The organism is Paenibacillus oryziterrae (assembly GCF_042610485.1).
Taxonomy (GTDB): domain Bacteria; phylum Bacillota; class Bacilli; order Paenibacillales; family Paenibacillaceae; genus Paenibacillus_AQ.
In genome coordinates this window covers 24,612-48,666 of sequence record NZ_JBGJZO010000027.1, presented here as the reverse complement: position 1 = coordinate 48,666, position 24,055 = coordinate 24,612, and the positions used below count along the sequence as shown (strand labels likewise).

Sequence of the window (24,055 nt, the reverse complement as noted above, 5' to 3'; positions counted from 1 at the left end):
TCACCTCACTTTATGATAAATCTATACTACCACGAACCCATGAACTCCCCCATCCCGGAAAAATACCGGAGCGCTCTTCTTTTTCTCACCTGGTCAGCCGTATAATTAGTTTTGCGGTCAGCAGACAGGAGGGCTTACATGCAAGGCTTACAGGATGTAATAATCGGAATTGACGGCGGTGGCACCCACACGCGCGTTATGGTCAGTGATCTTAAGGGCAACGTGTTATCTTATCTGGAAAAAGGGGCGGCTTCAGTTTATAAGGATCTGCAGGCGCAGCACAATGTAAGCCAGGCCATTACAGAGGCTTTATCGCTTGCACATAAAGGGGTTCACGACGTCCGCGGGCTTGCTGCCGGAATCGCCGGATATGATTCAGAAGAGGATCTGGCATGGGTAAAGGCCCTGACCGATATTGACGGACTGCATTGCCCCATGTGGCACTTCAACGACGCGGTCTCTGCACATTACGGAGCGCTGCTTGCGAGACCCGGTATTGCCGCGCTATCCGGCACCGGCTCCATTATATTGGCAATAACAGAGGACGGCCGATATCTGAGAAACTATGATTTCCATCATTATACGAGAAGCTCCTCAAGATATATCGCGTACGATGCGGTGTTTGAAGTGCTCGCAGGAAATAGCGACGCTACAGATATAGATCTGGTAAATTCAATGCTAAGCCACTGGAACGTAGGCACCATCGAGGCGTTTTATACGCTTGGCCGGAATGGCTTTCTTGAAGACCGGCGGCTGCGCGAACGTGATTTCGAGAAATTCACCCCCCGGATTACAGAAGCCGCATTGGCAGGTAGCTCCATTGCCTGCCGGGTCTCGGACCGTGCCATCCACCAGCTTAAAATCGGCATTGAGCTGCTTGCTCCTTCCTTTAGTGAACCTACGGTTTCAGTAGCCTTCACGGGCAGTGTTATTAACAGTCCCTATTTCAAAAATAAGCTTACCGATCTCCTGTCATCCAGCGGCAGCCATAAGCAATATGAGCTGGTTCAGCCCCGCTTCTCCCCTGTGACCGGTTCGGTGTTGTATGCAATTCATCGGCTTATCGGCTCTTCAGCTATAGACGAGGAGCTGCTCCGCACTTTGTATAGCAGTATCCATGCACGCCAATCTTAGAAACGTCCCGTCCACGACAAAGAACGCAGACCAGTTGGTCTGCGCTCTAGGGAAGCCGGTGCGTGTACTCGTTGTTTATTACTTGTACAACACTTTATCCACGTTGTATTTCGCTTTCAATGTATTGATGATGTAGGTCTCATAAATCTCACGATCGACAGGATCTTCGACCAGGCAAACATCAATCCGGGTAACTTCATTCCGGTGATCCTTCATGACCGATACAGTATCTTCAAAATGCTTCTTAATTCTCGGTCTCAGCTTTCTTGCCTTGCCGACGAACAGCAGCTCATCCTTATCGTTGTAGAACATAAAGATGCCGCCCTGTTCCCGGGTAATCAGATGAAAATCCGTGAAGCCATAAATATGGCTGAGCACCGGATTCTCCTGCTTTGTAATCGACACATCCGCTGCCGGAATGGTTATGTTTATCACTAAAATTCACTTCCTCATTCTGTATAGAGATAAATCGTATCACAGAATGAAGTTCAACACCATTCCTTCTGCTTATGCAGTTTCGGATGCCCGGCTCTTGATGGAACGTATGGTTTCTGCGATCCCCTCCTCGTAAGAAGTAGCCGGAATTGGACCTGACAGGTCTTATAATAAAAATATAGCGACAATCGTCGTTACCATTAAGCCGATCAGTACAGGGATGAGATTTCGTCTGGCAAGCTCAAACGGACTGACTCCGCAAATTGCTGCTGCCGGAATGAGTGCCCACGGAATCAGTGTTCCTCCCCCAACCCAGATGGCAGCAATCTGCCCCAAGGCTGTTAATACTGCTGCACTGGAGTGGGTGGCAACGGCAAACAGCTGTGCAATCGATCCAGCTAAAGATATTCCCGAGAAACCTGAGCCATCCAGACCCGTAATGGCTCCTGTGATGGTTGAGGTCACAGCACCTACCGCACCATTTAGAGGAACATGGCCGGCCAAGGCAACCCCCAGATCATTCACAATCCCCTGCGAAGCTGCAGGCAGCGTCTCCCCGAACAGCTCTGTGAAAGCAGAATCACCCAGATAGAAGAATGCAGCAATGGGAATGACCGGACCGAATACCTTAAAGCCAAAGACAAAACCCTCTATCAGATACGAAGTCACCCTCTCAAGTCCCTGATTCCGGTGGGTCAGCATCGTTACCCCGATGAGAATGAGGACGGCTGTGCCGCCTACTAGTGCCGTTGCGTCTCCGCCCTGCAGCCCTAAGAGAAGCATAGCAGCTACATCGGCAAGGAATAGCAGCGGAATGATAATCGCCAAGCTCTTTTTAACCACCGGATCAAGAAACGCCCTCTCCTCTCCGCCTCCAGCGGAAAGCGCTCCAGCGCCCATGTTGTCAGACACAAGCCCGTCTCTCCAGGTTCCTTTATGCTGGTCTCTGCGCATCATCCAGAAAGCTGCCACCGTTGTTACCAAGCCCATTATGATAACTAAGGGAATGCTTGCCTCCATCACGCTGGTTACGGGGATTCCGGCGGCGTCAGCCGTTAATTTGGGCGCTCCCTGAATAATATAGTCACCTGAAAGCGCGATCCCGTGACCGAATAAATTCATAGCCATCGCTGCTCCAAGAGCCGGCAAGCCGACACGGATTGCCACCGGCAGCAATACAGCTCCGATCAAAGCTACCGCGGGCGATGGCCAGAAGAAAAACGAGGTCACCATCATAATCATTCCTATTCCCCAGAAGGCTATGCCGGGGGTACGGATAAAACGGGTCAGCGGGGCTACCATTGTCTCATTGATACCCGTTAGGATCAGCACTCTGCTCATGGCCACGATAATCGATATGATCATGATCGTACCCATCAGCTCTTTGGTCGCATAAATGAAGGAATTGAACACGCCGGATATCGATCCGCCAAGCGTTCCGACAGCCAGCAGCCCAAGAACAAAGATACCTGCAACGCAGATAACCGTAGTGTCCCTCCGCTTGATCAACAGAGCCAGAATGAACACTATAAACACCAAATATACGTAATGTATCGCTGTCAGCTGAATGTCCATCTAACCCGAAACCTCCCTTTGTCTTACAGCATAAATGTGCTATATGCTATGCCGGGGCATGGGCAAGTGTTCTTATGTATGAATATTCGTAAAGAAAAGGGAGTAAATAGAGGATTTTGGAGAATGCTGTTGAACAATCTAATAGCACGAGGTTGTACAGGTATGGATTGGGAGGCGCATTATGCTGCGAAGAGATAACGACAGGGGCACCTGGCGTAAGACGGGAACACGTTCACACGAAAAGCCTCCGCTGGACCATATGAATAAGCGATCATTCAGCCCTCTTTGGGGTTCGACACGAATTGCCGGTATTTATTTTATCGTTGGAGCCTTATGGATATTTTTCTCCGATAGAGCGGTTACAGCCTTTACCCGGAACACAGACTTAATAGCCCTGATAAATATGATCAAGGGATGGCTTTTTGTATTAGTGACCGCCTTGCTGATCTTTATTCTCATACTCGGAACACTAAACCGGATTAAAAAGATTGAGAAAAAGCTGGAGATGGCCTATAGGGACCGGGTGGGTGCCCACGAGGAGCTGGAATCCGCTTATGAGGAGATCACCGCTACCGAAGAGGAGCTGCGGCAGCAGTACGATCAATTAATCGACAATCAGCGCAAGCTTACAGAAAACGAAGAAAAGATGCATCATTTGGCTTATCACGATCTACTTACTGACCTCCCTAACAAGCTGGCTTTATATGAGCACGGAGCCGTCAAAATTGCAGCGGATGCCAACACCATGGCCGCCCTGATGTTCGTGGATATCGATAACTTTAAATATATCAACGATACGATGGGGCATGGCTTTGGCGACCGTCTGATCGTTAAGGCCAGTGAGCGGATCGTCGACATTGTAAGCAGTGAGGGCGAGGTCTACCGGTTTGGCGGAGACGAATTCATCATTCTGATCCATCCCAATCCTATGAACGATGCGGACGATATTCACAAAATCGCCGGCCGCCTTGTTGCCGGATTTAAAGAAGCGATAGAGATGGACAACAGCCAGCTGCACATCAGCCTCAGCATCGGGATCAGCATTTACCCGGCCCACGGCAACGACATTATGGAACTCGTGAAACGAGCCGACATTGCGATGTACAAGGCGAAGGAAGCCGGTAAGGACAAGATCGTTATCTTTGACAATCCTCTGAAGGATACCTTTACCGAGCGGATGAATATTGAGAAGCAGTTGTATTCGGCAATGGAGCGGAATGAATTCGAGCTGTTTTACCAGCCTCAAGTCGATTTGGCCTTGAACAAGGTGACCGGCCTGGAAGCATTATTACGTTGGAACAGCCCAGAGCTGGGGATCATCTCTCCTTTCAAATTCATTAAAATTGCCGAAGATTCTCACTTCATTATCCCTTTAGGAACCTGGGTGCTGAACACCGCTTGCGCTTTCCTGAAGAATCTCCATGAACAAGGCTTCGGGCATCTGACCATGTCCGTCAATATTTCCATGCTGCAGCTGCTGCAGACCGACTTTAACGAGCTGGTGCTGGATACCCTGCGGGACAACAAGCTGGAGCCGAGTTTTCTGGAGCTTGAGATCACGGAGACTGTACTGGTTGAATCTTATGACTATGTAAGCACTAAGCTGAATGAGCTGCGCGAGCATCAAATTAAGATTGCCTTGGACGACTTCGGAACAGGTTATTCATCACTTAGTTATCTGACCCACCTGCCTATTACTACTCTGAAAATAGACAAATCCTTTATTGACTCTGTACATACCGGGACCAGCCAAGCCGCTCTAGTTGAGCAGATCATCATGATTGGCAAACGTATGAATATGTGTGTCGTTGCGGAGGGTGTGGAGCAGCGGGTGCAGCTGAAGTATTTGCAAGAGCAAGGCTGTGATAAAATTCAGGGCTACTTATTCAGTAAGCCGCAGTCAGCTGCAAATACCGAACACTTACTCACCGAATGGGAAAGTAATCCGACAATATTGCAGGAAGAATCTATATGAGCATCACTAATAAAAGCAGCAGGCATCTCCGGGTAACGGAAAGCCTGCTGCTTCTCTATGAGGGGCATAGCTTATTCAGGCTTTACCGCAGCTGCTTCGATTCTTATCCGAACAGGTGCTGCCGCAGCTGCACTTGTTGTTCCTGGAGTCCAGAACTACTTTCCGCGCTGCGAAGCCAACGATTGCGGCAAATACAAGCCCCACGATAATTGTTCCTGCCATTACGCACCAACTCCTATTCCTGCCTGTTTGGATTCGACTTTTCTAATGGTAACCACAAGGAACGCGGCGGCGAGGGCCGCAATGATGATTGCCGGGATAAAGCCGGTTGCAGGCGTTCCGTACACGATCAGCGAACCCATCTGCGTGACAAGCATGGCCAGCAGATATCCTACGCCTAACTGGAAGCCTAGCGCGCGGAAGAGCCATTTTCTCGAACCCAGCTCCGAATTCATCGCTCCAATAGCAGCAAAACACGGCGGGGTGAACAGGTTAAACAGCAGGTACGCAAATGCGGTGACCGGGGTGAACAATGTGGTCAATGCACCACCAGGCGCATACAGGGCATCTTCCGACGCAACTGCAAGCAGAACGGCGAAGGTGGCCACCACATTTTCTTTAGCAATAAATCCGGTAATCGCCGCCGCAGCCAGCTGCCAGCCCACAAATCCCAGAGGAATGAGCAATGGCGCAACAATCGTCCCCAGCGTGGCAAGAATACTCGCACTTTGATCCTCCACCGGACTAAGGTTCCAGCTATAAGCCTGGGCGAACCAGATCAGCGTGTTGCACACGAGGATAATGGTAGTGGCCTTGTACACAAAACCTTTAGCCTTATCCAGCATCTGCAGACTGGCATACTTCAAGCTTGGCAGTTTGTAGTCGGGAAGCTCCATGACAAATTGCGTGGTATTCTCCCAGACGAAAATTCTCTTCAGCAGCAGCCCCCCGATGACGATCATCACGACGGCTATAATGTACATACTGGGACCGACCCAGGTTTTATCCGGAAAAAATACAGCTGCGAATAACGCGATAATCGGGAGCTTGGCTCCACACGGTACGAACGGGGTCAGAATCGTAGTCATTCTCTTCTCATTCACATCTTCGATGGTGCGGGTAGCCATAACGCCCGGAATCGCACAACCGGAACCCACGATCATCGGGATGATGGATTTGCCGGAAAGTCCGATTTTTTTGAAAAAACGGTCCATGACTACCGCAAGACGCGCCATATACCCGCTGTCCTCCAGCAGTGACAGGCAGAAGAACAACAACATAATCAGCGGCAGAAAGCCTATGACTGCACCGATTCCGCCTATGGCCCCGTCTACAATTAGTGATTGCAGGACTGAGTTGACGCCCATGCTCTCCAGCAGCCCGTTCGCTGCATCCGGAACTATTTCACCGAACACCACATCATTGAGATACCCGGAGAGAAATCCGCCCAGCCCTTCGATAGAGAAAGAGAATACCGCCCACATGATCACAAAAAAGATAGGTAGACCCAGCCACTTATGGGCCACAATCCGGTCGACTTTATCGGAGAAGGTAACTTTGCTGGCATCCCGTTTCTTTGTCTGGCATTTATCTGCAATGCCTTCCACGAACCGTTGCCTTGCCACATCCGACTCCCGGTCCCCTGCCGTAATCGATGGAGCAACCTGCGGCCGCTTATCTTCGCCCCGCTTAATGACCTCATCGATCAGCAGAGCAAGGCCTTCATCGGAGGTAGCCGTAGTGGCTATCACAGGGCAATGGAGTTCCGCACTCAGCGCTTCCAGATTGATACGGTCTCCTCTTTTGGAAAGAATATCCATTTTATTCAGAGCCACCACTACAGGAATTCCGAGCTCCAGCAGTTGGGACGTAAAGAACAGGCTGCGGCTGACATTGGCACCGTCGACGATATTAATAATCACGTCCGGCGCTTCCCCTGTAATATAGTCCCTTGTGATAACCTCCTCACCGGTAAACGGCGAGATTGAATAGGTACCCGGAAGATCAATGATGGTGACGTCCCGCTTCTGCGGATTGTATTTCTTTTTCAGCGGCGCTTCCTTCTTGGCTACCGTAACTCCCGACCAGTTCCCGACATTCCCTGATTCTCCGGTGATGGCATTAAACAGTGTGGTTTTTCCCGAATTGGGATTACCCGTTAAGGCTATTCTCATGCGAATCTCCTCTCGTCACGATAAGCGCATTAATGATAATGATTATTATTATCAATATAGAAGGTCAGCTTTAATATGATTTATAGCATATATGCGAAGTTAATATTAAAATAATCAGTAACAGGACCTACGGCTCCAGCACAATCGATTTAGCCATGTTCTCATCTATTGCATAACGGCTATCCTTGATGTTAACCACATAATTACCTGCGAGAATAGAAATAAGCGTAATCTCTGCCCCTTCAAAACAGCCCAAAGTAAAGAGAAACTTCTTCACCTTCTCTTTTCCTTCTACACTTTTGATATTAAAGGTCTGACCGATCTTTGCTTTGGATAATAACATATTGGACTCACCTGCCCTGTAGTTTAAATTCCACATTTTCCCTTTATTGCCATTTGAAAGAATGTCATTCTCTATTCAGCCCGTCAATGATCTTAGTTACAAGTGGAGGTACACCATGAATTTAACCGAGAAGGTCAAAAACCTTCCGCTATCCCCAGGAGTCTACCTGATGAAGGATAGTCTGGGACATATCATCTATGTCGGCAAAGCCAAACAGCTGAAGAAACGGGTGCAGTCCTATTTCTACAACTCCAAGGGACACTCCCCCAAAGTGAAGCAGCTTGTCGCACATATCCGCGATCTGGAGTACAGGCTGACAGACACCGAGTTTGAAGCTTTTATGCTGGAATGCCAGTTAATCCATGAGATCAAACCGATGTACAACCGTAAAATGAAAAATCCGCTCAATTATACTTATATTGCAATTCGGACAAATCATGCCTATTCCCGAATTGAAGTGACCAGCGATATGGATGTGCAGGAAGGTACCTTGTTATTTGGACCTTATACCAGCCGGAGTACAGTGGAGCGGGCGGTGCGGGGCTTAGAGGAGAGCATGAAGATTCTCTGCAGCGGATCATCGGGCAAACATTCACTCTGCTGGAATCATTCACTTGGATTATGTATCGGCGTGTGTGCCGGCGGTGAGGCGTTGATTCAATATACAAACATCCGGAGCAGGATTATTGCCTTACTGGATGGGAGCGATTCCGGTGTGCTGGACGAGATGGAGCAGCGGATGCTGCAGGCGGCGGAGAACTTTGATTTCGAGGCTGCAGCCAAAATGCGTGATTATATCGGGGCGGTCCGCTTTCTTCAGCAGAAGGAGAAGGTTACCCGTTTTGCCGGAGAGAACCGCAGGTTCGCCGTGCTTGAAGGAATGGATGACAACTTGCTGAAGCTGCTGTTGATCCAGGGATGCCGCCTGGTCGGGCAGCAAAGAATCGAAACTGAGAATTTAGGGAATGATGCGCTGCGAAGTATCCTATGCTCATTCATTCGGGAAGTCTTTGGCACCCTGCCGTTGCAGACCTCCCTTGAGATCAGCCGTCATGAGATTGACGAAGCGCAGATTATCTACAGCTATTTAAAAAGCAGTTCCTGCAGCCATTTGGAAGTTCCTGCAGAGTGGACCCGGCCTGAGCCCGAGGACGGGCTCGAAGAAGCAGTGGAACAGCTGCTAGCAGCCAGCACAGATTTCCTTCCGTGAAGCCTGTGTTAGCCTTGCACAGCTACCGAATGCAATGTATTCTCCTGCACCAAAACTACGGGTCTCCGTGTTAACGGGGACCTGTAGTTTCTATCCTCTGCATGGCAGCATTCCAACGCCAGTCCGGCTGATTGCCTTGCAGATGCACCCCGCCGTACCATTCATCGATGCCGCTTAAGAACGTCCAGTCAATCTTTCCCTCCAGCACTTCCTTGCCCAGCTCCGTCAGTTCAACCGTATCGTTGCGAAACGGTGTGGAGATTGGATTAACGCCTGGCACGGCCTTCTTCCCGCCGATCTCCAGCAGGGGATGAGGAGCCTGTGCCATTCTGCTCAGCACATACTTGTATTCTAAGTCTCCCATTCCTAACCGATGGAGTGAATCCGTCACTTCTCCAAACAGTGAATATGCTTTATTGGTTCCGGCGTTTACCCGCTCCAGGGTTGTCTGCTCCACGATGCCAAGTCCATTTGATGTGGACGGAAACCGCGACAGATGGGCCTTGAATGCATCATGCGCGAACGGAAGCGCCGATGTGTCCTGGTTCAGCAGGCTCTGCAGGATCTGCGGATCCGCAGAAGCATATGCCTGCCAGAGGGCACTTCCGAGCTGCAGCTCCACTGCTCCGATCGGTGTCCATGTTCCGTGCAGCGTAGCTATCTGCTCGCGGGTTAACTGACCGAGTCCATGGAACAACTCGATGCCCGGGAACTCACCGATGCATAGCAGGCTCAGCTTCGCCGGAGGTGAGGACATGTCGGAGAAGCGATGGAGCAGATAGCTGAGCATAGTCTGGTCAAACAAATCATGCTCAAACCACAACACGACCTCGTCATATTTACCACATTGGTCCAGTGCCTGTTCCTGAGCTATGCTTGCAGCAAGATATTCTGCTTTGGGGACTCCAAGTGTCTTCTCGAGATACCCCGCACGAAAAGTGCGGTTATCTTCCGCTGCAGGCTGAGGGAATACGGGCCCATGCGGGTATACCTCTCTCCACACCAGAATATCCCCGTGCACAATGCCCTGACGCAGCATATCACCTACCGAGTCGCCGTTCACGATATGAAGCAATCTTGTTCCTCCTTCGTACAAGTGGGTGAATACAGAGATTACATCTGCTACAGGCAGAGAACCCTTCAGTTTATGCCTGGCGTCGAACAGCCGTTTTTTCAGCACTGGAATAGAGACACCGAGGAAATCAGAAATTTCCTTCAGGGAATATCCCTGCCAATAGAACAATTCGACCGCTACACGAAGCTTGGAGCTTAAGCCGGCAACCGTATTCTGAACGATCCGCCGTACTTCATTACGCTCAATGATATCCGCTATATTGTACGCCGGATCAGGCATTTGCATGGCTTCATCGAAAGAATCGGTAGCGTGTCTTTTCCTGCGGAGAATACGATAACACTGACGGACCACGATCGACCTGAACCACCCCGGAAAGGCTTCTGCCGTACTCAATTGAGACAGATGGAGGAACGCCTCCGTAAAGGCTTCCTGTACAGCATCCTCTGCCAGCTGAATATCCTGCAGCTTATCGTAAGCAATGGATTTCGCCATGCCGGTATAATGCCTGACGATCTCCTCAAAAGCCTGCCGGTCTCCTGCCCTTGCCTCTTCAATCTGCTGAAGCATCCCTATGACCACTCCTTTCTTTCTTACATAATAGAAGTGCCATGATGGCTTCCAAAGGTTACAGACTGAAAGACTCCGATTCACGAATTATAGCCGCCCTTTCCACAGCTTGCGGATGTACATGATCTGTCCGATATGATAAGCATTGTGTGTAGCGGCGTTGCTGATCAGCTCCCACCACTTGGCGGGGACGGGAAATTCTTCGACCAGGGTCTCCAGACTGCTCTCTTCAAGCAGCACCTGCCAGTCCAGCAGAACCCTTAGTAGTTCCTGGCTCAGGTCACTGAATGCTTTGTTCTCCGGAATGATAAAGCTGTTGTTATTGTCGCCAATCGGAGGTACGGCATCCATTCTCATCTTGCGGTACCGGGTCTGCCATGTCTCGTTCCAATACTGCAGATGCCAGGTGAGCTCTGCGATGCTGTTGCTGCCGGAGTCCGGTTTCCAGAAGGCTTCCTCTTCCGTAATACCCTCTACCGCCTGCATAAATGGAATATGCCAGCTTGGATCATTCGCTCCGGAGAGCAGTTGATTGGCCAGTACGTCTTTGGCATGAACCATAACTTCACCCTCTCTGATACCTACTGGATACGGTTCTCTTTAAGCATATCCACAGATTTACTTATGCGCCGCTGTCTAGTTTCCTCCGTCTTGGCCCCTTCAATGGAGAGGACAATCCGCCGTTTGTTGCTGTAGGATAACCCCTCAAAAAATGCCTGCGCCGCCGCTTCCCCTTGTAAAGCAGCCGCGAAATCAGCGGGAATCTCCAGCTCACGGGGTGCAGAGTCAAGTTCCACTTCAACCTCCACCTCTTCTCCGGCACTTACACCGGCAGCATTCCGGTTCTCCGCACTAAGAGGCAGCATATACTTGCCCCCCATCGTCGCGATCGTGCTGCGGTAGGAATGTCCACCGATTGTCACTTTAACTGCGGGCTTCTTACCTGCACCAAGCCCTTCAACAATGTCATCAGGGACCTGAATACCTGTTGCCGTCTTGCCGGCAAGCTGAACCTCTGCACGGAATTTCATTATTCATAACCTCCCGGTATACAACCTAAGTGCTCTTTCCAGCTCATTTTAATATAGAGAATGCCAGGCGGCAAATTAGCCTGTCTGTCTGCGGGAAGATGTCCCGGATAACAACAAAGATCACGCATATCTGCGTGATCTTGAGTAATAAGCGGACTCAGCCGCTTCTTGATATACGATTGGTGATGCGCTTATTGCATAGTCGGCAGGTATTCATCCAGTCTGTCCCAGGTTTCGCTAATTCCCTGCTCCATGCCCATATCCAGAACAGTTTGCAGGGCTTCAGGTGATTCGTAACTGGATTTGCTGATGAGCTTAGTGACGCCTCCATGTTCTTCAAAAATCATCGTAATTCCCGAGGAGGGAAGCTCTGTGTTCACATTTCCTTCTGCATCCGAGAAGTAATCAGTGTACAGGAATTGCTCCGGTTCTGAGATTTCCCCATAAACCGCCTTACCCCAGGATTCCATTCCGTAGAAATCACCCTGCTTCTCATCCTCACACTTCATGCAGTAATGCCACACACCGCCCGGACGAAAATCAACGGTGCAATAAGGAACACTCCAGCCCCGCGGCCCCCACCAATGCTTCAAATGCTCAGCTTCCGAAAATGCCTTAAATACGAGCTCACGGGGTGCATTAAATACACGCTCCAGCACCAATTCCAGACCTTCTACCCGGGTTATCATTTTGTTAGTCATTGCTTTTCCTCCTTAGGGGTTGGGTTTATCCGTTCACTCTTCTCGTCTTGCGCCTGATTCCCTCCGGCTTGCAGCTTCTGCAGGTAAAGCTCCAGTTGGTCATACCTTTCATTCCATACCTTGAGGTAGCCCTCAAGCCAGGAATCCAGCACTTGAAACGGTTCCGGGCGAAGCCGGTAATTCCGGCGGTTGGCAACCGCCTCGACTTCGACCAGTCCTGCTTCGAGGAGTACCCGGAGATGCTTGGAGGCCTGAGGCTGACGCAGCTCCAACTGTGCGGCAATCTCCCCTACAGTCAAGGGTCCGCTTCTCAAAAGCTCGACGATGTGCAGGCGGTTCGGTTCCGATAATGCGCTGAATATGACAGTTTTCATGATTCTGATGTTCCTTTTAGCGAAATGTTCTACACCTTTAATATACCGCATAAGGAATATTCCGGTCAAGGAATATTTAAAATTGTGACAACGTTCATGTAATTTGATCTCCATAACCATTTATGATGGGGCATAGAATAACATAAAGCACAGAACATACATCCCGCTTACACATCGCCAGGTTACCAAGCTTCGCTAAACCACCGAAAAAGGGGAGTCGTTATGTTTAAACCATTGGACGCACTCAAGCAGTCCGTCGTATTCATTATTCTGGTGCTGGTTCTCGGTCTTGCTCTTAGCCAAGTGCCGGACATCAACTCTTTCGCTTACATGATGATACCCGCGGTTGCCACTTTCATTATGATGTTCCTGGTGACCGGAGAAGGATATCACAAAGCAGGCTGGAAGAAGCTTGGACTGCATAAAACAGGCATTAAGCTGTGGCTATTCTCCTTAATCGTGCCTATTATTCCCATTGCCCTGAGTTATAGTATTGTCTGGACCGGTGGATTCGCTGATCTCATTACACCTGACACCATCCTCGGATTCAGCCTGAAGGCCTTCCCCGTTGCAATCTTGATCATCTTTATCTCTAATGTGCTCACAAACTCTCTCGGCGAAGAGCTGGGCTGGCGTGGCTATTTATTCCCGAAATTATCTGCCTCCCTGGGATTTAAGCAAGCTTCGCTGATTACCGGGCTTGTGCACGGCATTTGGCATTTCCCCATGATCCTCTTCACAACGCAATATCACAATCTTGGCAACAAGGCTATTATTCTCACTCTAATGGTGTTATCAACGGTCGCACTGGCACCCGTTATAGGTTATGTACGGATGGTAAGCGGCAGCGTATGGCCCTCGTCCGTCCTGCATACAAGCCATAATCTGGCCTGGGCCGTATTTGCCGCAATCAGCTCGGCCGCTACACCTGCAACGGAATATCTTGCAGGCGATACCGGCATTGTGGGTATTCTCTGCTACGCCCTTCTGTCCATTTGGGTATTCAAAAAGACCCAGCCAAACGGGGTCCCCGCAGACTGAGCCTTATATACTAACAACAATGATGACGTTTATCTTTTAAGGATAGCACGGTACAAGAATTTGGGTAACGCCGACTGCCTGCGCCATCTCGATTTCTGTCCTTTGGCTACAGGGGAAAATAACAGCCGGTGCGCCCACTCGAGATTAAGCCTTCTCCAGATACCCGGCACCGGCTTTACTTTTCCCGATATCACATCAAGACTTCCCCCAACACCAAACACCAGCTTAATCCCCACAAACCTTGCCTTATGTTTATAGAACCATTTGTCTGAATACGGCGCACCCATAGCGAGGATCAGAACATCCGGTCTGGACTGCTGAATATCCCAAAGGATATCAGACTCCTCTGCTTCGGTAAAAAATCCATGATGTCTGCCGGCGATTTTCAGATTCGGATACATTGTGGATATCCTTTGAGCTGCTTGAGCGCTGGTCCCTTCATCTGTCCCCAGGAAATAGAAGCTCCAGCCTCTTTCATTGCCTTCCTGCAGCAGCCGCAGCAGCAGGTCATACCCTGTAACCCGTTCAGGGATCGGGTCCCTTCTTCTTCTCGATGCCAGCACAATGCCGATTCCATCCGGTACAATAAGATCAGCCTCTTGAATAATGGTTCTCAGCAGCTCGTCGGATTGGCTGGCAACCGCAATTTCAGGGTTAGCCGTGATTAAGTGATAGGGCCGGGGATGGTGGTCTTCGATGCATCCGGTCAAATGCTGCACAGTCTCATCAAGTGTCAATTTAGAGAAAGGAATGCCTAATATCGAAACCGTACTGTTCATGGTGTCGCCGCTCCTTTGTTACGCTCACCTCACAAGCTTCGTAGCGCTAATCACAAGGTTGGGTTATGTATCTTAGATAGCGTGCCCGCAGTCTCCAACCTTATCATATAGTGTCCGCCCGGATCATTGTAAAAACATCTCCCTTACGGACACTACTGAACTCACCGCTAATGATAAGGTGTAATTTATGGTTGTTAAAGTGAAAGATTATATGTGTTATTTCCTATTTTAGGCCTTAACCGTCCGGAAATACCGGTATATCCGCTGAAGTTTCTTCTGGTGCCTGCCGCGCGGGCTCTCCATACTGCCGAATTCGAAGAATTTCACCTTCCGGATTCCCACAAAATTAAACAGAGCCTTCCGCATCAGTACCTTGTGTGCATTATGGAGCAAGAGGAGAGGATAGCCCGCAGGGCCTTTCATGGAGGATACGCAGACCACTGATTTTCCCTTCAAGAGCCCCTCCGGCATCAAGCCACCCTTATCCCGATACGCAAATCCGGAAGCGAACATCTGGTCAATATAACCCAGGAGCATCGCCGGCGGACGCCCCCACCAGATGGGATAGACCATTACGATCTGATCGGCCCAGAGCAGCTGCTCCCGGTATTTGGCCAGTTCCGGGTCGGCATGCATATCACGTCTGCGTTTTTGCTCTCCGAAGACCAATAACGGATTAAATCCTTCCTCATACAAATCAAGCACCTGAATGTTCTCTACGTTGGCGTTCTCCCTGCTTCCCCGTATAATCTCCTGCAAAAAAGCATAACTCAGGCTTTGATGATTCGGATGTGTATAAATGATCAGCGTGTTCATATCAGCACCCCTTTACTTATCATTTGATAAGTAAAGCGTATCACAATACGTTTTTTGTTGTCAAATGATAATTGTTTTTTGATAATTATTTTGTTATGGTTTTACTTGAGGTGATCCTATGGACAAGAATGGTCTATTTCATAAATTCGTGGCGTTTACCGCTGCGGTCCATCAAGTAACAAATGAAATGTCTAAAGGGGTGAAAAGCAACACACTAACGCCCCTTCAGTATAAAATTCTGGAATACATTGTCTTCAGCCAGCCAGTAACCCTCAGCGAAATCAGCGACTGCATGCACATGTCCATGCCAAATACGAGCCGCGAGCTGCGGAAATTAAGTGAGAAGCAGCTGTGCGAGAAAATTGTGGACCCCACCGATCGGCGTAAACAAGGCATCCGGCTCTCTAAAGCAGGTGAAGCCTTGATGAACGAATCGTTTCAGCTTATTGAAGTCCGGTTCGCCCAGCGAATGGAGACCGTTACGGAGGAAGAACGCGAAGAAATCGAACGGGCACTTGATCTGCTGCAGAAGAAAGTATTTTACTGATCTGCATACCTTCGTCTGCAGGCAAATCAAAAAAGGCCATCCAAGAGGATGGCCTTACCTGTCTCATAACAGTCTATATCTTTTTCACAAACTCCGATTTCAGCTTCATCGCTCCAAAACCGTCGATTTTGCAATCAATATCATGATCTCCGTCAACCAGACGGATGTTTTTAACTTTTGTGCCGATCTTCAAGACAGAGGAGCTTCCTTTAACTTTGAGATCCTTGATAATCGTGATAGAATCCCCATCGCTTAGAATATTTCCGTTGGAGTCTTTGATAACTCTTCCTGATTCATTGGTAGCAGCCTCCGCTTCCAGTGTCCATTCATGGGCACATTCCGGGCAAACGAGCAGGCTTCCGTCCTCATACGTGTACTCGGAGTTGCATTTAGGGCAATTAGGTAAAGCACTCATGTGTTCATATCTCCTTCAATTCTTTATAAGCTTATATTCTGCCATAGTCTTCGTCATCCGGCAATGGCAGGCTGTGGATTGTCCCGGTCGAACAGGATACACTATAGCTGAAATTGGTGTAGATTTCCGCCTAGTAATATAACACCTTTTGGTGTTATATTACTAGTAACACTAAATGGTGTCACATTATATTCAGGAGGTACTTCATGCAATCACAAGGAACAATACCGGAAATTCGTAAAACCGTTATACTTAAGGCTTCAATTGAAAAAGTATGGAATGCTGTTGCCACTTCGGAAGGCATTGCCGCCTGGTGGATGGCGAATAACTTCGAACCTGTTCTGGGATATGAATTCACCCTTCATGCTGGGCCTTTCGGAGATTCTCCGTGTAAAGTAACAGCGATTGATCCTCCGAACCGCGTCGCTATCGACTGGGGCAAGGATTGGCAGCTGGCCTTTGAATTAAAAGCTCTGGAAGACGGACGCACCGAGTTCACCCTGATCCACTCCGGCTGGGACCCTGAGAAGGTCAATGAGTTTGGCAAACCGCATGCAGTCATCCGTGAAGTCATGAATGGCGGCTGGGAAAGTATTGTTAATGAGAAGCTTGTACAATATGTAGAGGCCTAAGTTGGGGGCTCCAGCGCTTAAGCATGATGTGTTTCAGGCGATTGCCGATCCTACCCGCCGCAGGCTGCTGCGGCTGCTTGCCGATAAGGAAATGCCGGTAGCGGCCATTACCGAATGTTTTCCGATTACCCGTACAGCGGTCAACAAGCACCTGACTGTGCTGTCCGATGCCGGTCTGGTCCACAGCCAGAAGGTTGGACGGGAGACAAGGTATAGACTTCAGCCGGAACCGCTGACTGAGATCAGAGAGTGGCTATCCTTCTTTGAAGCGTATTGGGATGATAAGCTCTCTGCCCTGAAGGACTTGGTGGAAGCAGACAACGATTAAAGTTTAGCCCTTGTACAACAAAAGCCCGGTCCGCTTGAATCAAGCGGACCGGGCTTTTTGGTGTGATGCAGCAGAATTTACACGGCTTGTTTGATCTGTGTATCCTCATCGCCACTTTGTTTGCGTCTTGGAATAAAGGTTGTATTCTTCAGCTTCAGTGCATTTCTCTCCACTAGATGCCAGGACAATACGGCAAATGCAAGTGCGAGGGGGAAGCTGAACAGCATGCTTCTCGCGGGTGTTATTCCTGTTCCAAAGCAGTAAGAAATGAATTGCTGTACCGGAAAAGCATAGATGTAGATCCCGTAAGAGAAATCACCCTTTTTAGCAAAGTCCCGGATTCTTACCGTCGGTTTAAAAGCAAGATACATGATCAGATAAGTGCCAAACACGGTAAAAACCAATTTAAAGTGTGAAGGAAACGCAAGGCTAATGAGAATCATCGCCGTAGATAACCAGGCAAGGTACTTATGCAGAGGAATGTATTTACGGAAACTATAGAACAACATGCCCATGGAGAAATAACGAATTAATTCCAAGCTGGTATTCGTCGTGAAATAATAACGGTTCACAAGGAAAGGCAGATGGGGAGCTAAGAATACGCCTACCGCAAATATCAGTACAATTTCTTTTCTTAATAGTCTCAGCAAGCCTAGCACAGCCACTAAGATATAACACAAGAATTCAAATTCCAGTGTCCATAACGACCCGTTCACTGCGCCCTGGTACACTGTGGTATCAAAAACACCTGGCAAGGGATAGATCATCGGATGCAGGAATATATTCTTCAGATAATGCATGGTACCGGGGTCAGCGAAATAGGCCGACACGGACTTTGATGAAACCAGAGGGCCTAATACAAAAGCAGACAGCAGGAGCACAAACAGAAGCCCCGGGAAAATCCGTAAAATTCTCGCCTTGGCGAAAGACACAAAGCTCTTTGACCTGTCATAACTTTGGGTGATCAAGAACCCGCTAATGATAAAAAAGATCGCCACAGCAATCCGTCCAATGGTCACTTGTCCACCTGACAACATAAACAGAGGTTCATTGTTATCATTTCCCCAAGAAAGCGGATAGGCATGGGAGAAGATCACGGCAGAAGCCGCCGCAAACCGTAAAAAATCAAAGTTGTTCATTCTTGTAGCTGCCAAATCTCCGATATACTTCCGTTGTTCCAACAAGCTCACCTAATTTTCCATTGAGATACTGCCATTATAAATCACATAGCAGGACAATGGATAGCCGTCAGCAGGCAAAATACATAAACTACCTGTCTTCTGGGTACTCCTTGTTATATGAAACACTTTCAGTGGATTGCCCCTATGAATCTCCTCCTGTCGGCTGGGAAAGAGTACCAATCTACACTCATCTACAACGGAGGAAGTAGATTCACTAGGGGCATCTGCACATTGGTTTAGGCTTTAATCTGATTTATGATTTCTGTTACGCCTGCACTCAGGGAGGTAAGCGGACGCTTCAGTAGCTTCTCGAAATCGTCACTCTCGATATCCAGCGTTCCCTCGCGAATGGCTTCTTGAATAGCTACTACGAAAGGCAAGGCCCCTGCCGGCACCCCCACACTCGCCATAATGTCCGAATATGTTTGGTCATCTACCTGCTGCACGACAACGTCTTTACCCAGTACCTCACCCACTACCGCTACCAGTTCTTCCTGCGTTGCCGGTGTGCCGGATAATTCATAAATGGAATTCTCATGACCTTCACCCGTCAGAACAGCAGCCGCTGCCTGTGCATAATCACGGCGGGTGGCCCAGCCAACCTTACCTGATCCTGCCGAGGTTACCCATGGCGCTCCCGCCAAAACACCTTGAATAGAAGCTGTTTCATTCTCCAGATACCAGTTGTTGCGAAGGAAGGAGTAAGGTATGCCTGACTCCCGGATAAAGGCTTCCGTTGCCTTGTGCACAGGAGCAAGGAATAACGGACTGCTGTCAGCGTGCCCTACGCTGGTGTAGACGATGAACCCCACACCTGCCCGGACAGCGGCATCCACTGCTGCTTTATGCTGGCGGATACGGGTATCATTATCGCCATCGGTTGATACGATCAGCAGCCGCTCGACCCCTTCAAAGGCGGCATCCAGTGTCTCTGGTTTATCAAAATCCCCATGCCGGACGTCTACGCCCCGGGCACGCAGGTTCTCTGCTTTCTCAGGGTTTCTTACGCTGGCGATCAAATTCTCCGGGGTTACGGATTCAAGCAAAGTCTCTGCCACAATAGAGCCAAACTGTCCGGTTGCGCCTGTCAATGCGATTTTCATATCAAATAACCTCCGTATATTTATTGTAATCCTGTAACCATTGTAGTTACATGTTTTGCAGATGTCAATCCCTGGTCAGCGCCAGTTTGTCCCAACACCCACTATTTGCTATTCTTAATAGAAAATATGCCGATGACCAGAGCCGAGAATCGTCCATTTCGACCGCGCAGGTCCAGAAAGGTACTGCTTAATGATGAAACCAATCGAGAGTATTTATAAACGGTATATCCCGGCAATTGTTCCCGTCTCTGAGTATAGAGGTTCGTCCTGCTGGCTCATTTTCAGCTCCGGCAGACTTCTTATTACTGAGGACGGCGGATCGACTGGAATTCCTATCGCGCAGTCGCTAGATCAGATTATGGTCTGCCCCGCCAGAACCATTTACCTCGGGACATTCGATGGAATTCCCTGCTTCACCTCAGAAGTTCCAGCTGACGCGACGGAGCCTGAAGGTATGTCCTTTCATCCGCTTCGGCTGTTATATGATGTGCTGGATGAAGATCTGTTTCACCTGGCGGGAAAAGGTATTCAAATCCTGGCCTGGGACGATACGCATCAGTTCTGCGGCAAATGCGGAACAGCAACTACACTGTCACAGAGCGAAAGATCACGCAGCTGCCCGCAATGCGGGCTTATCAGTTATCCCCGGCTTGCCCCGGCAGTTATTACAGCTATTCTCAAGGGTGATCAGATCCTGCTGGCCCACGCCCGCCATTTTCAGAATCATATGTACGGGCTGATTGCCGGCTTCGTTGAACCGGGTGAGACGCTGGAGGACTGCGTGCAGCGCGAGATCATGGAAGAGGTCGGCCTCAAGGTCACAAACATCCGCTATTTCGGCAGCCAGCAGTGGCCCTTCCCCCATTCGCTGATGGTCGGGTTTCTGGCCGAATATGACAGTGGTGAAATTGCCGTGGACGGTGAAGAAATTGAACATGCCGACTGGTTCAGTCTGTCTGCACTTCCTGTCATTCCACCGAGGGTCAGCATCGCCCGGAAAATGATTGATTGGCTGGTGGATCATTGTTAAAGTTGAATGGTATTCTCATTAGAACTGAAGGAGAGCTAATCTGATGGTCAACGTTAAAGGAAGATGGGCTCTGATTACCGGCGCCAGCAGAGGAGTCGGTTATCAGACTGCCATATTTATGGCGAAGCAAGGGTGCAATCTCATTTTGCACAGCAGAAGTCTCGAACATACCCAAAAGGTCGAGCAAGAAGTGAAAGCGCTTGGTGTGGACGCATACTGTGTACAAGCCGAGCTTGCAAATCACGAAGAGGTTGTAGCCATGCTGGATGAGATCGAAGCTAAGGGTACAGTGGTCGATATTGTTTTTAACAATGCTGCTGTGCAAATCGCATATCGCACGGATTACTGGAACACTCCAGTCGAAGACTTCGACATGAGCTTCCGCATTAACTTTATTTCTATCGTTACGATATGTAACCGCTTGATTCCACAGATGATTGAGCGGGGCTTCGGGCGGGTGATCAACACAACCAGCGGAATTAAAAATGAACCGCAGCAAGCCGGATATGCAGCGAGCAAGGCAGCCCTCGACAAGTTCACAAAGGATCTGGCACCCAAACTGGAAGGTACCGATGTGATGCTGAACCTGGCTGATCCGGGCTGGTGCAGAACCGACTTAGGCGGGCCGCAAGCCCACAATGCGGTGGAAAGTGTCATTCCGGGCATTACAGTTGGTGCCTTTGTGAATGACAAGAAGAGCGGACGTTTCTTTGAAGCGCAGAGTTATACCGGAATGACGCTGGAGGAAGCTGTAGCCAAAGCGGAGACTCTAGAAGCAACACCTTATGTCATTTAAGAATCTGATGTCAGACAGGAGCTGAATACGATGATTAAAGGTTTCGGCGGGATATTCTGGAGAACGAAGAATCTTGAAGTGATCAAGAAATGGTACAGTGAAGTGTTGAAGCTTGAAATAGGCGATTGGAACGGGACTGTGATTAAGCCCCAATCCGGAAATGAGACGATCTTTTCTTTCTTTACTGCGAATGACAGTTACTTCCCGACGGAACAACAAGTGATGTTAAATTTCCAAGTAGAAGATCTAAATGAGATGATGAAGCATCTTGAACAAATTGGTGTACCCCTTGCCAAGGAACAAGAGAGTAGCGAATTCGGGACGTTTATTTGGATTGAAGATCCTGAAGGCCGGCTGATCGAGCTTTGGGAGAAATAACGAGTTGTCATTCAATTACTATACGGCTGAGGCGATAACTACGGTGAATGTTTGGACCTCCGGCCGCTGTTGTCTCCCGATTTCTTGATTAAAACTGCTGTTCGCAGTTGAAATCCGGAGACAAAGGCGGACGCTACCGCTCCTCCAGTTCCAAAAATCCCCCTTCGTTACCTTTGCCTTTTTGTTAAGTTCCTTCAGCTCATAACAGAGCCTATTCTAAAAAGAAGCTGACGCTAATGCGCCAGCTTCTTTCTATGTTCACTAGATTTGATATGCAAGGAATGCCATCAACCGTATTATTTCGCTGTGCCGTCATCGGGTGGTACTGCGCCATCAGGCGGCGTGAATCCTTCGGGTGGTGCTGCGCCATCAGGCGGTGTGAATCCTTCGGGTGGTGCTGCGCCATCAGGCGGTGTGAATCCTTCGGGTGGTGTTCCTTTCATGCCACCCTGTCTTCCGCCTTCAGGTCGTTGGCCGCCGCCTCCACCGCCTCCAGGTCCAAAGCCTGTGCCCCCGCCAGTCGTTACTCCTGATTCATTTAACCAGGTTGTAATGCTGTCTGTGATATCAAACTGCACGGCCTTCGTTCCATCTGCATATGTTCCGTCTGCATAGTACCCGTCTACTACGGTACCTGTCGAGTTTCCGCCTGAGTACAGGGTGTAGGAGCCATCCTTTTTCAAGCCCGGCGAGCTGATTACTACCGATTGATAATCCTTGGCAGGGGCAAAGGTTATAATTGTCTTGCCCTCACTGTCCTCCAGATGAACCAGCGTTCCACCCTTCTGTGTCTGCGGGTAAGTCATCGCTATCGAGTATTGTGTGGAATCCTCGGATGGTCCTTGAGCCATCCCTGAGCTTCCTGCCGCCGCGAGAAGTCCACCGCTCACCACGAAGGTACCATTGAAATCCAGGGGGGCATTGTTATTCTCGGTTGGTCCGCTTACCACTACGGTGCCGCCAGTCATGGTCATAGATCCATTGGAATCGAGTCCGTCGCCGGATGAATTCACTACTACATTTCCTCCGCTGATGGTCAGCATATTGTTGCCTGTGTCGCTGAATGGGTCTTGGTTCTGGGCTTCAGCAGCCGTATCATTACCGCCGGACACATTCACACCGTCATCAGAGGCAGTAATATAGACTTTGCCGCCGGCAATAGTGATATTCGCGCCTTCAATCCCTTCATAGCTCTTCTTGATGTTGACGGTGCCACTGGATAAGGACAGCAGCGAATCTGCATGAATTCCATCGTCGCCGGCTTCAAGCTGCAATTCTCCACCGGTTACTGATACATTGCCGTTGCCATGGATGGCATCGTCTGCAGAATCAATCGTTATATTTCCGCCATTCACCAGAATATCTGCTCCGGCTTTAAGCCCTTTTGTACTTGTGGATTCAGCCTCTGTTGTCTCCGTTTCCGTAGTTGCCGCTGCCGGCTGCTGGCCTCTGTTACCGAAGCCCTCTTCCACCTTCACTTCAGCATTCACATTGCCGCCGCCGGTTACCACCTTATACGTGCCGCCGTCAATTATTACGTTCGTCTCGGCTTGAATGCCATCGGCTCCGGCCTGGATATCAAAGGTGCCCGCAGCTATAGCCACAAATCCTTTGGAGGTATCTTTCTCATTGGTTGCCTTGATCCCGTCTCCAGATGCAGTAACGGTTAGACTCCCTTCCTGAACAGCAACCAGGTCGCGTCCAACGATACCGTCATCCGCTGCTTGAATTTCAATCGTGCCTTCCATAATCTTCAGGTCATCTTTGCTGGATATTCCGTCTTTATAGGTTGCTTTAACTGACAACTTGCCGGTTCCGTTAATGGTTAAGTCGCCCTTGCTGAAGATCGCCGCGCTTGGCTCATCGGAGGAAGCATCCGTGATGGCATAGGTTGCTCCATCTGAGATTACGTTCTCTGTACCTTCCTGCAGTGTAATGATCGTTTTGTCCGCTGCTTTAATATAGATTGGAGCGTTATCGTTATCGTGAATATCTACACCGTTTAATACCAGATGTACAGCTCCTTCTTCCTGAACATCAACCACGATCTGTCCGTCGCTTAAGCTGCCGCTTAATACGTAAGTTCCCGCAGCCGTGATGGTTACTGTCCCGTCTTTAGCTGCTGCCCCGGAGCCGTTAACCGTAGCACTTGTTCCGCTAAGTTCAATAGCGGTGGAGTTCTCCGCAGTCCAATCCGTAACATGATCATCATCGTCAAAGGTTACAACGTCCCCCACCTTTGCGCTGACAAGCTGGGCCGCTGCTGAAGTGGAGGTCTGCGCCGCTGTGACTGCAGCGGCCGTCCCGTCATTCGTCTGCGCGCCGTTTGCGGCGCTGCATGCGGATACTACTGCTGCACACAGGAACACCAACCCTAATCTGCTAATTGCGCTTATCTTTTTCATCTATCATCGT

At 49.4% G+C, this 24,055-nt stretch carries 26 protein-coding genes; 10 read left to right on the top strand and 16 right to left on the bottom strand.

What is annotated here, in order from left to right; all coding sequences use genetic code 11:
• Nucleotides 1–138: 138 nt before the first annotated feature.
• The gene (locus tag ACAN55_RS20935; protein WP_379137459.1) at nucleotides 139–1,134 is read left to right on the top strand and encodes a BadF/BadG/BcrA/BcrD ATPase family protein; all 996 of its coding nucleotides are present in this window, start codon (nucleotides 139–141) and stop codon (nucleotides 1,132–1,134) included.
• A gap of 78 nt (nucleotides 1,135–1,212) precedes the next feature.
• Here ACAN55_RS20935 and ACAN55_RS20930 read toward each other — a convergent pair whose 3' ends face one another.
• Both ACAN55_RS20930 and ACAN55_RS20925 read right to left on the bottom strand, forming a co-directional pair.
• Nucleotides 1,213–1,569 carry a nucleotide excision repair endonuclease gene (locus tag ACAN55_RS20930; RefSeq protein ID WP_379137456.1) on the bottom strand — a complete coding sequence of 119 codons (357 nt, stop codon included), beginning with the start codon at nucleotides 1,567–1,569 and terminating at the stop codon, nucleotides 1,213–1,215.
• A 165-nt stretch (nucleotides 1,570–1,734) separates the two neighbouring features.
• The gene (locus tag ACAN55_RS20925) at nucleotides 1,735–3,144 is read right to left on the bottom strand and encodes a hypothetical protein (RefSeq protein WP_379137453.1); all 1,410 of its coding nucleotides are present in this window, start codon (nucleotides 3,142–3,144) and stop codon (nucleotides 1,735–1,737) included.
• A gap of 181 nt (nucleotides 3,145–3,325) precedes the next feature.
• Here ACAN55_RS20925 and ACAN55_RS20920 point away from each other — a divergent pair, with 181 nt between their 5' ends.
• Nucleotides 3,326–5,119: a putative bifunctional diguanylate cyclase/phosphodiesterase gene (locus tag ACAN55_RS20920; protein ID WP_379137451.1), complete on the top strand. Its 1,794-nt coding sequence runs from the start codon at nucleotides 3,326–3,328 to the stop codon at nucleotides 5,117–5,119.
• A 75-nt stretch (nucleotides 5,120–5,194) separates the two neighbouring features.
• Here the strand turns inward: ACAN55_RS20920 and ACAN55_RS20915 are convergent, their stop codons facing one another.
• The 3 genes from ACAN55_RS20915 to ACAN55_RS20905 form a co-directional block, all read right to left on the bottom strand.
• Nucleotides 5,195–5,341 (bottom strand): FeoB-associated Cys-rich membrane protein, encoded by a 147-nt coding sequence (locus ACAN55_RS20915; RefSeq protein WP_379137448.1) that lies wholly within the window; start codon nucleotides 5,339–5,341, stop codon nucleotides 5,195–5,197.
• The gene (gene feoB, locus ACAN55_RS20910) at nucleotides 5,341–7,293 is read right to left on the bottom strand and encodes a ferrous iron transport protein B (RefSeq protein WP_379137444.1); all 1,953 of its coding nucleotides are present in this window, start codon (nucleotides 7,291–7,293) and stop codon (nucleotides 5,341–5,343) included. The genes ACAN55_RS20915 and feoB overlap by 1 nt, the downstream gene beginning before the upstream one ends.
• Nucleotides 7,294–7,420: 127 nt before the next feature.
• Nucleotides 7,421–7,636: a FeoA family protein gene (locus tag ACAN55_RS20905; RefSeq protein WP_379137441.1), complete on the bottom strand. Its 216-nt coding sequence runs from the start codon at nucleotides 7,634–7,636 to the stop codon at nucleotides 7,421–7,423.
• A 115-nt stretch (nucleotides 7,637–7,751) separates the two neighbouring features.
• On the opposite strand from ACAN55_RS20905, the gene ACAN55_RS20900 reads away from it, so the two are divergent.
• A complete protein-coding gene (locus tag ACAN55_RS20900; protein ID WP_379137439.1) occupies nucleotides 7,752–8,846 on the top strand; it encodes a UvrB/UvrC motif-containing protein in 1,095 nt (364 codons plus the stop codon).
• 70 nt (nucleotides 8,847–8,916) lie between these two features.
• On the opposite strand, the gene ACAN55_RS20895 is transcribed toward ACAN55_RS20900, so the two are convergent.
• The 5 genes from ACAN55_RS20895 to ACAN55_RS20875 form a co-directional block, all read right to left on the bottom strand.
• Entirely contained in the window at nucleotides 8,917–10,488 is a 1,572-nt protein-coding gene (locus ACAN55_RS20895; protein WP_379137436.1) for a sigma-70 family RNA polymerase sigma factor, read from the bottom strand.
• Between the two features lie 87 nt (nucleotides 10,489–10,575).
• Nucleotides 10,576–11,049, bottom strand: coding sequence for a DinB family protein (locus ACAN55_RS20890; protein WP_379137433.1), 474 nt, complete (start codon nucleotides 11,047–11,049; stop codon nucleotides 10,576–10,578).
• Nucleotides 11,050–11,069: 20 nt separating this feature from the next.
• Nucleotides 11,070–11,519: a YdeI/OmpD-associated family protein gene (locus ACAN55_RS20885; RefSeq protein WP_379137430.1), complete on the bottom strand. Its 450-nt coding sequence runs from the start codon at nucleotides 11,517–11,519 to the stop codon at nucleotides 11,070–11,072.
• 191 nt (nucleotides 11,520–11,710) lie between these two features.
• The gene (locus ACAN55_RS20880; protein ID WP_379137427.1) at nucleotides 11,711–12,220 is read right to left on the bottom strand and encodes an SRPBCC domain-containing protein; all 510 of its coding nucleotides are present in this window, start codon (nucleotides 12,218–12,220) and stop codon (nucleotides 11,711–11,713) included.
• Nucleotides 12,217–12,594, bottom strand: a complete 378-nt coding sequence (locus tag ACAN55_RS20875) for an ArsR/SmtB family transcription factor (RefSeq protein ID WP_379137424.1) — start codon at nucleotides 12,592–12,594, stop codon at nucleotides 12,217–12,219. The genes ACAN55_RS20880 and ACAN55_RS20875 overlap by 4 nt, the downstream gene beginning before the upstream one ends.
• A gap of 222 nt (nucleotides 12,595–12,816) precedes the next feature.
• Here ACAN55_RS20875 and ACAN55_RS20870 point away from each other — a divergent pair, with 222 nt between their 5' ends.
• A complete protein-coding gene (locus ACAN55_RS20870; RefSeq protein WP_379137420.1) occupies nucleotides 12,817–13,635 on the top strand; it encodes a CPBP family glutamic-type intramembrane protease in 819 nt (272 codons plus the stop codon).
• Between the two features lie 29 nt (nucleotides 13,636–13,664).
• Here ACAN55_RS20870 and ACAN55_RS20865 read toward each other — a convergent pair whose 3' ends face one another.
• Both ACAN55_RS20865 and ACAN55_RS20860 read right to left on the bottom strand, forming a co-directional pair.
• Nucleotides 13,665–14,414 carry a WecB/TagA/CpsF family glycosyltransferase gene (locus ACAN55_RS20865; protein ID WP_379137418.1) on the bottom strand — a complete coding sequence of 250 codons (750 nt, stop codon included), beginning with the start codon at nucleotides 14,412–14,414 and terminating at the stop codon, nucleotides 13,665–13,667.
• A 228-nt stretch (nucleotides 14,415–14,642) separates the two neighbouring features.
• Nucleotides 14,643–15,230 (bottom strand): NAD(P)H-dependent oxidoreductase, encoded by a 588-nt coding sequence (locus ACAN55_RS20860; RefSeq protein ID WP_379137414.1) that lies wholly within the window; start codon nucleotides 15,228–15,230, stop codon nucleotides 14,643–14,645.
• Between the two features lie 118 nt (nucleotides 15,231–15,348).
• Here ACAN55_RS20860 and ACAN55_RS20855 point away from each other — a divergent pair, with 118 nt between their 5' ends.
• Nucleotides 15,349–15,777: a MarR family winged helix-turn-helix transcriptional regulator gene (locus tag ACAN55_RS20855; RefSeq protein WP_379137412.1), complete on the top strand. Its 429-nt coding sequence runs from the start codon at nucleotides 15,349–15,351 to the stop codon at nucleotides 15,775–15,777.
• A 73-nt stretch (nucleotides 15,778–15,850) separates the two neighbouring features.
• Here ACAN55_RS20855 and ACAN55_RS20850 read toward each other — a convergent pair whose 3' ends face one another.
• A complete protein-coding gene (locus tag ACAN55_RS20850) occupies nucleotides 15,851–16,192 on the bottom strand; it encodes a zinc ribbon domain-containing protein YjdM (protein WP_379137409.1) in 342 nt (113 codons plus the stop codon).
• Between the two features lie 206 nt (nucleotides 16,193–16,398).
• Here ACAN55_RS20850 and ACAN55_RS20845 point away from each other — a divergent pair, with 206 nt between their 5' ends.
• Entirely contained in the window at nucleotides 16,399–16,824 is a 426-nt protein-coding gene (locus ACAN55_RS20845; RefSeq protein WP_379137406.1) for an SRPBCC family protein, read from the top strand.
• 1 nt (nucleotide 16,825) lies between these two features.
• Complete coding sequence (locus ACAN55_RS20840) at nucleotides 16,826–17,152, top strand: ArsR/SmtB family transcription factor (RefSeq protein WP_379137403.1); 327 nt, start codon at nucleotides 16,826–16,828, stop codon at nucleotides 17,150–17,152.
• Between the two features lie 77 nt (nucleotides 17,153–17,229).
• Here the strand turns inward: ACAN55_RS20840 and ACAN55_RS20835 are convergent, their stop codons facing one another.
• Entirely contained in the window at nucleotides 17,230–18,333 is a 1,104-nt protein-coding gene (locus ACAN55_RS20835) for an acyltransferase family protein (RefSeq protein ID WP_379137401.1), read from the bottom strand.
• 236 nt (nucleotides 18,334–18,569) lie between these two features.
• Complete coding sequence (locus tag ACAN55_RS20830; RefSeq protein ID WP_379137399.1) at nucleotides 18,570–19,436, bottom strand: SDR family oxidoreductase; 867 nt, start codon at nucleotides 19,434–19,436, stop codon at nucleotides 18,570–18,572.
• A gap of 190 nt (nucleotides 19,437–19,626) precedes the next feature.
• Between ACAN55_RS20830 and nudC the strand changes: the two genes are divergently transcribed.
• The 3 genes from nudC to ACAN55_RS20815 are packed head-to-tail and all read left to right on the top strand — an operon-like array spanning nucleotide 19,627 to nucleotide 21,640.
• Nucleotides 19,627–20,466: an NAD(+) diphosphatase gene (nudC, locus tag ACAN55_RS20825; RefSeq protein WP_379137396.1), complete on the top strand. Its 840-nt coding sequence runs from the start codon at nucleotides 19,627–19,629 to the stop codon at nucleotides 20,464–20,466.
• Nucleotides 20,467–20,509: 43 nt separating this feature from the next.
• Nucleotides 20,510–21,262 carry an SDR family NAD(P)-dependent oxidoreductase gene (locus tag ACAN55_RS20820; RefSeq protein WP_379137394.1) on the top strand — a complete coding sequence of 251 codons (753 nt, stop codon included), beginning with the start codon at nucleotides 20,510–20,512 and terminating at the stop codon, nucleotides 21,260–21,262.
• Nucleotides 21,263–21,292: 30 nt separating this feature from the next.
• Nucleotides 21,293–21,640 (top strand): VOC family protein, encoded by a 348-nt coding sequence (locus ACAN55_RS20815; protein ID WP_379137392.1) that lies wholly within the window; start codon nucleotides 21,293–21,295, stop codon nucleotides 21,638–21,640.
• A gap of 296 nt (nucleotides 21,641–21,936) precedes the next feature.
• Here the strand turns inward: ACAN55_RS20815 and ACAN55_RS20810 are convergent, their stop codons facing one another.
• On the bottom strand, nucleotides 21,937–24,045 hold the full coding sequence (locus ACAN55_RS20810; protein WP_379137389.1) for a carbohydrate-binding domain-containing protein: 2,109 nt from the start codon (nucleotides 24,043–24,045) through the stop codon (nucleotides 21,937–21,939).
• Nucleotides 24,046–24,055: the final 10 nt, after the last annotated feature.

What these genes read in the sequence shown, in the direction of transcription:
- ACAN55_RS20935 (WP_379137459.1), top strand. Translation starts at nt 139, where the DNA reads ATGCAAGGCTTACAGGATGTAATAATCGGAATTGACGGCGGTGGCACC.
- ACAN55_RS20925 (WP_379137453.1), bottom strand. Translation starts at nt 3,144, where the DNA reads ATGGACATTCAGCTGACAGCGATACATTACGTATATTTGGTGTTTATA.
- ACAN55_RS20920 (WP_379137451.1), top strand. Translation starts at nt 3,326, where the DNA reads ATGCTGCGAAGAGATAACGACAGGGGCACCTGGCGTAAGACGGGAACA.
- ACAN55_RS20915 (WP_379137448.1), bottom strand. Translation starts at nt 5,341, where the DNA reads ATGGCAGGAACAATTATCGTGGGGCTTGTATTTGCCGCAATCGTTGGC.
- feoB (WP_379137444.1), bottom strand. Translation starts at nt 7,293, where the DNA reads ATGAGAATAGCCTTAACGGGTAATCCCAATTCGGGAAAAACCACACTG.
- ACAN55_RS20905 (WP_379137441.1), bottom strand. Translation starts at nt 7,636, where the DNA reads ATGTTATTATCCAAAGCAAAGATCGGTCAGACCTTTAATATCAAAAGT.
- ACAN55_RS20900 (WP_379137439.1), top strand. Translation starts at nt 7,752, where the DNA reads ATGAATTTAACCGAGAAGGTCAAAAACCTTCCGCTATCCCCAGGAGTC.
- ACAN55_RS20895 (WP_379137436.1), bottom strand. Translation starts at nt 10,488, where the DNA reads ATGCTTCAGCAGATTGAAGAGGCAAGGGCAGGAGACCGGCAGGCTTTT.
- ACAN55_RS20890 (WP_379137433.1), bottom strand. Translation starts at nt 11,049, where the DNA reads ATGGTTCATGCCAAAGACGTACTGGCCAATCAACTGCTCTCCGGAGCG.
- ACAN55_RS20885 (WP_379137430.1), bottom strand. Translation starts at nt 11,519, where the DNA reads ATGAAATTCCGTGCAGAGGTTCAGCTTGCCGGCAAGACGGCAACAGGT.
- ACAN55_RS20880 (WP_379137427.1), bottom strand. Translation starts at nt 12,220, where the DNA reads ATGACTAACAAAATGATAACCCGGGTAGAAGGTCTGGAATTGGTGCTG.
- ACAN55_RS20875 (WP_379137424.1), bottom strand. Translation starts at nt 12,594, where the DNA reads ATGAAAACTGTCATATTCAGCGCATTATCGGAACCGAACCGCCTGCAC.
- ACAN55_RS20870 (WP_379137420.1), top strand. Translation starts at nt 12,817, where the DNA reads ATGTTTAAACCATTGGACGCACTCAAGCAGTCCGTCGTATTCATTATT.
- ACAN55_RS20865 (WP_379137418.1), bottom strand. Translation starts at nt 14,414, where the DNA reads ATGAACAGTACGGTTTCGATATTAGGCATTCCTTTCTCTAAATTGACA.
- ACAN55_RS20860 (WP_379137414.1), bottom strand. Translation starts at nt 15,230, where the DNA reads ATGAACACGCTGATCATTTATACACATCCGAATCATCAAAGCCTGAGT.
- ACAN55_RS20855 (WP_379137412.1), top strand. Translation starts at nt 15,349, where the DNA reads ATGGACAAGAATGGTCTATTTCATAAATTCGTGGCGTTTACCGCTGCG.
- ACAN55_RS20850 (WP_379137409.1), bottom strand. Translation starts at nt 16,192, where the DNA reads ATGAGTGCTTTACCTAATTGCCCTAAATGCAACTCCGAGTACACGTAT.
- ACAN55_RS20845 (WP_379137406.1), top strand. Translation starts at nt 16,399, where the DNA reads ATGCAATCACAAGGAACAATACCGGAAATTCGTAAAACCGTTATACTT.
- ACAN55_RS20830 (WP_379137399.1), bottom strand. Translation starts at nt 19,436, where the DNA reads ATGAAAATCGCATTGACAGGCGCAACCGGACAGTTTGGCTCTATTGTG.
- nudC (WP_379137396.1), top strand. Translation starts at nt 19,627, where the DNA reads ATGATGAAACCAATCGAGAGTATTTATAAACGGTATATCCCGGCAATT.
- ACAN55_RS20820 (WP_379137394.1), top strand. Translation starts at nt 20,510, where the DNA reads ATGGTCAACGTTAAAGGAAGATGGGCTCTGATTACCGGCGCCAGCAGA.
- ACAN55_RS20815 (WP_379137392.1), top strand. Translation starts at nt 21,293, where the DNA reads ATGATTAAAGGTTTCGGCGGGATATTCTGGAGAACGAAGAATCTTGAA.
- ACAN55_RS20810 (WP_379137389.1), bottom strand. Translation starts at nt 24,045, where the DNA reads ATGAAAAAGATAAGCGCAATTAGCAGATTAGGGTTGGTGTTCCTGTGT.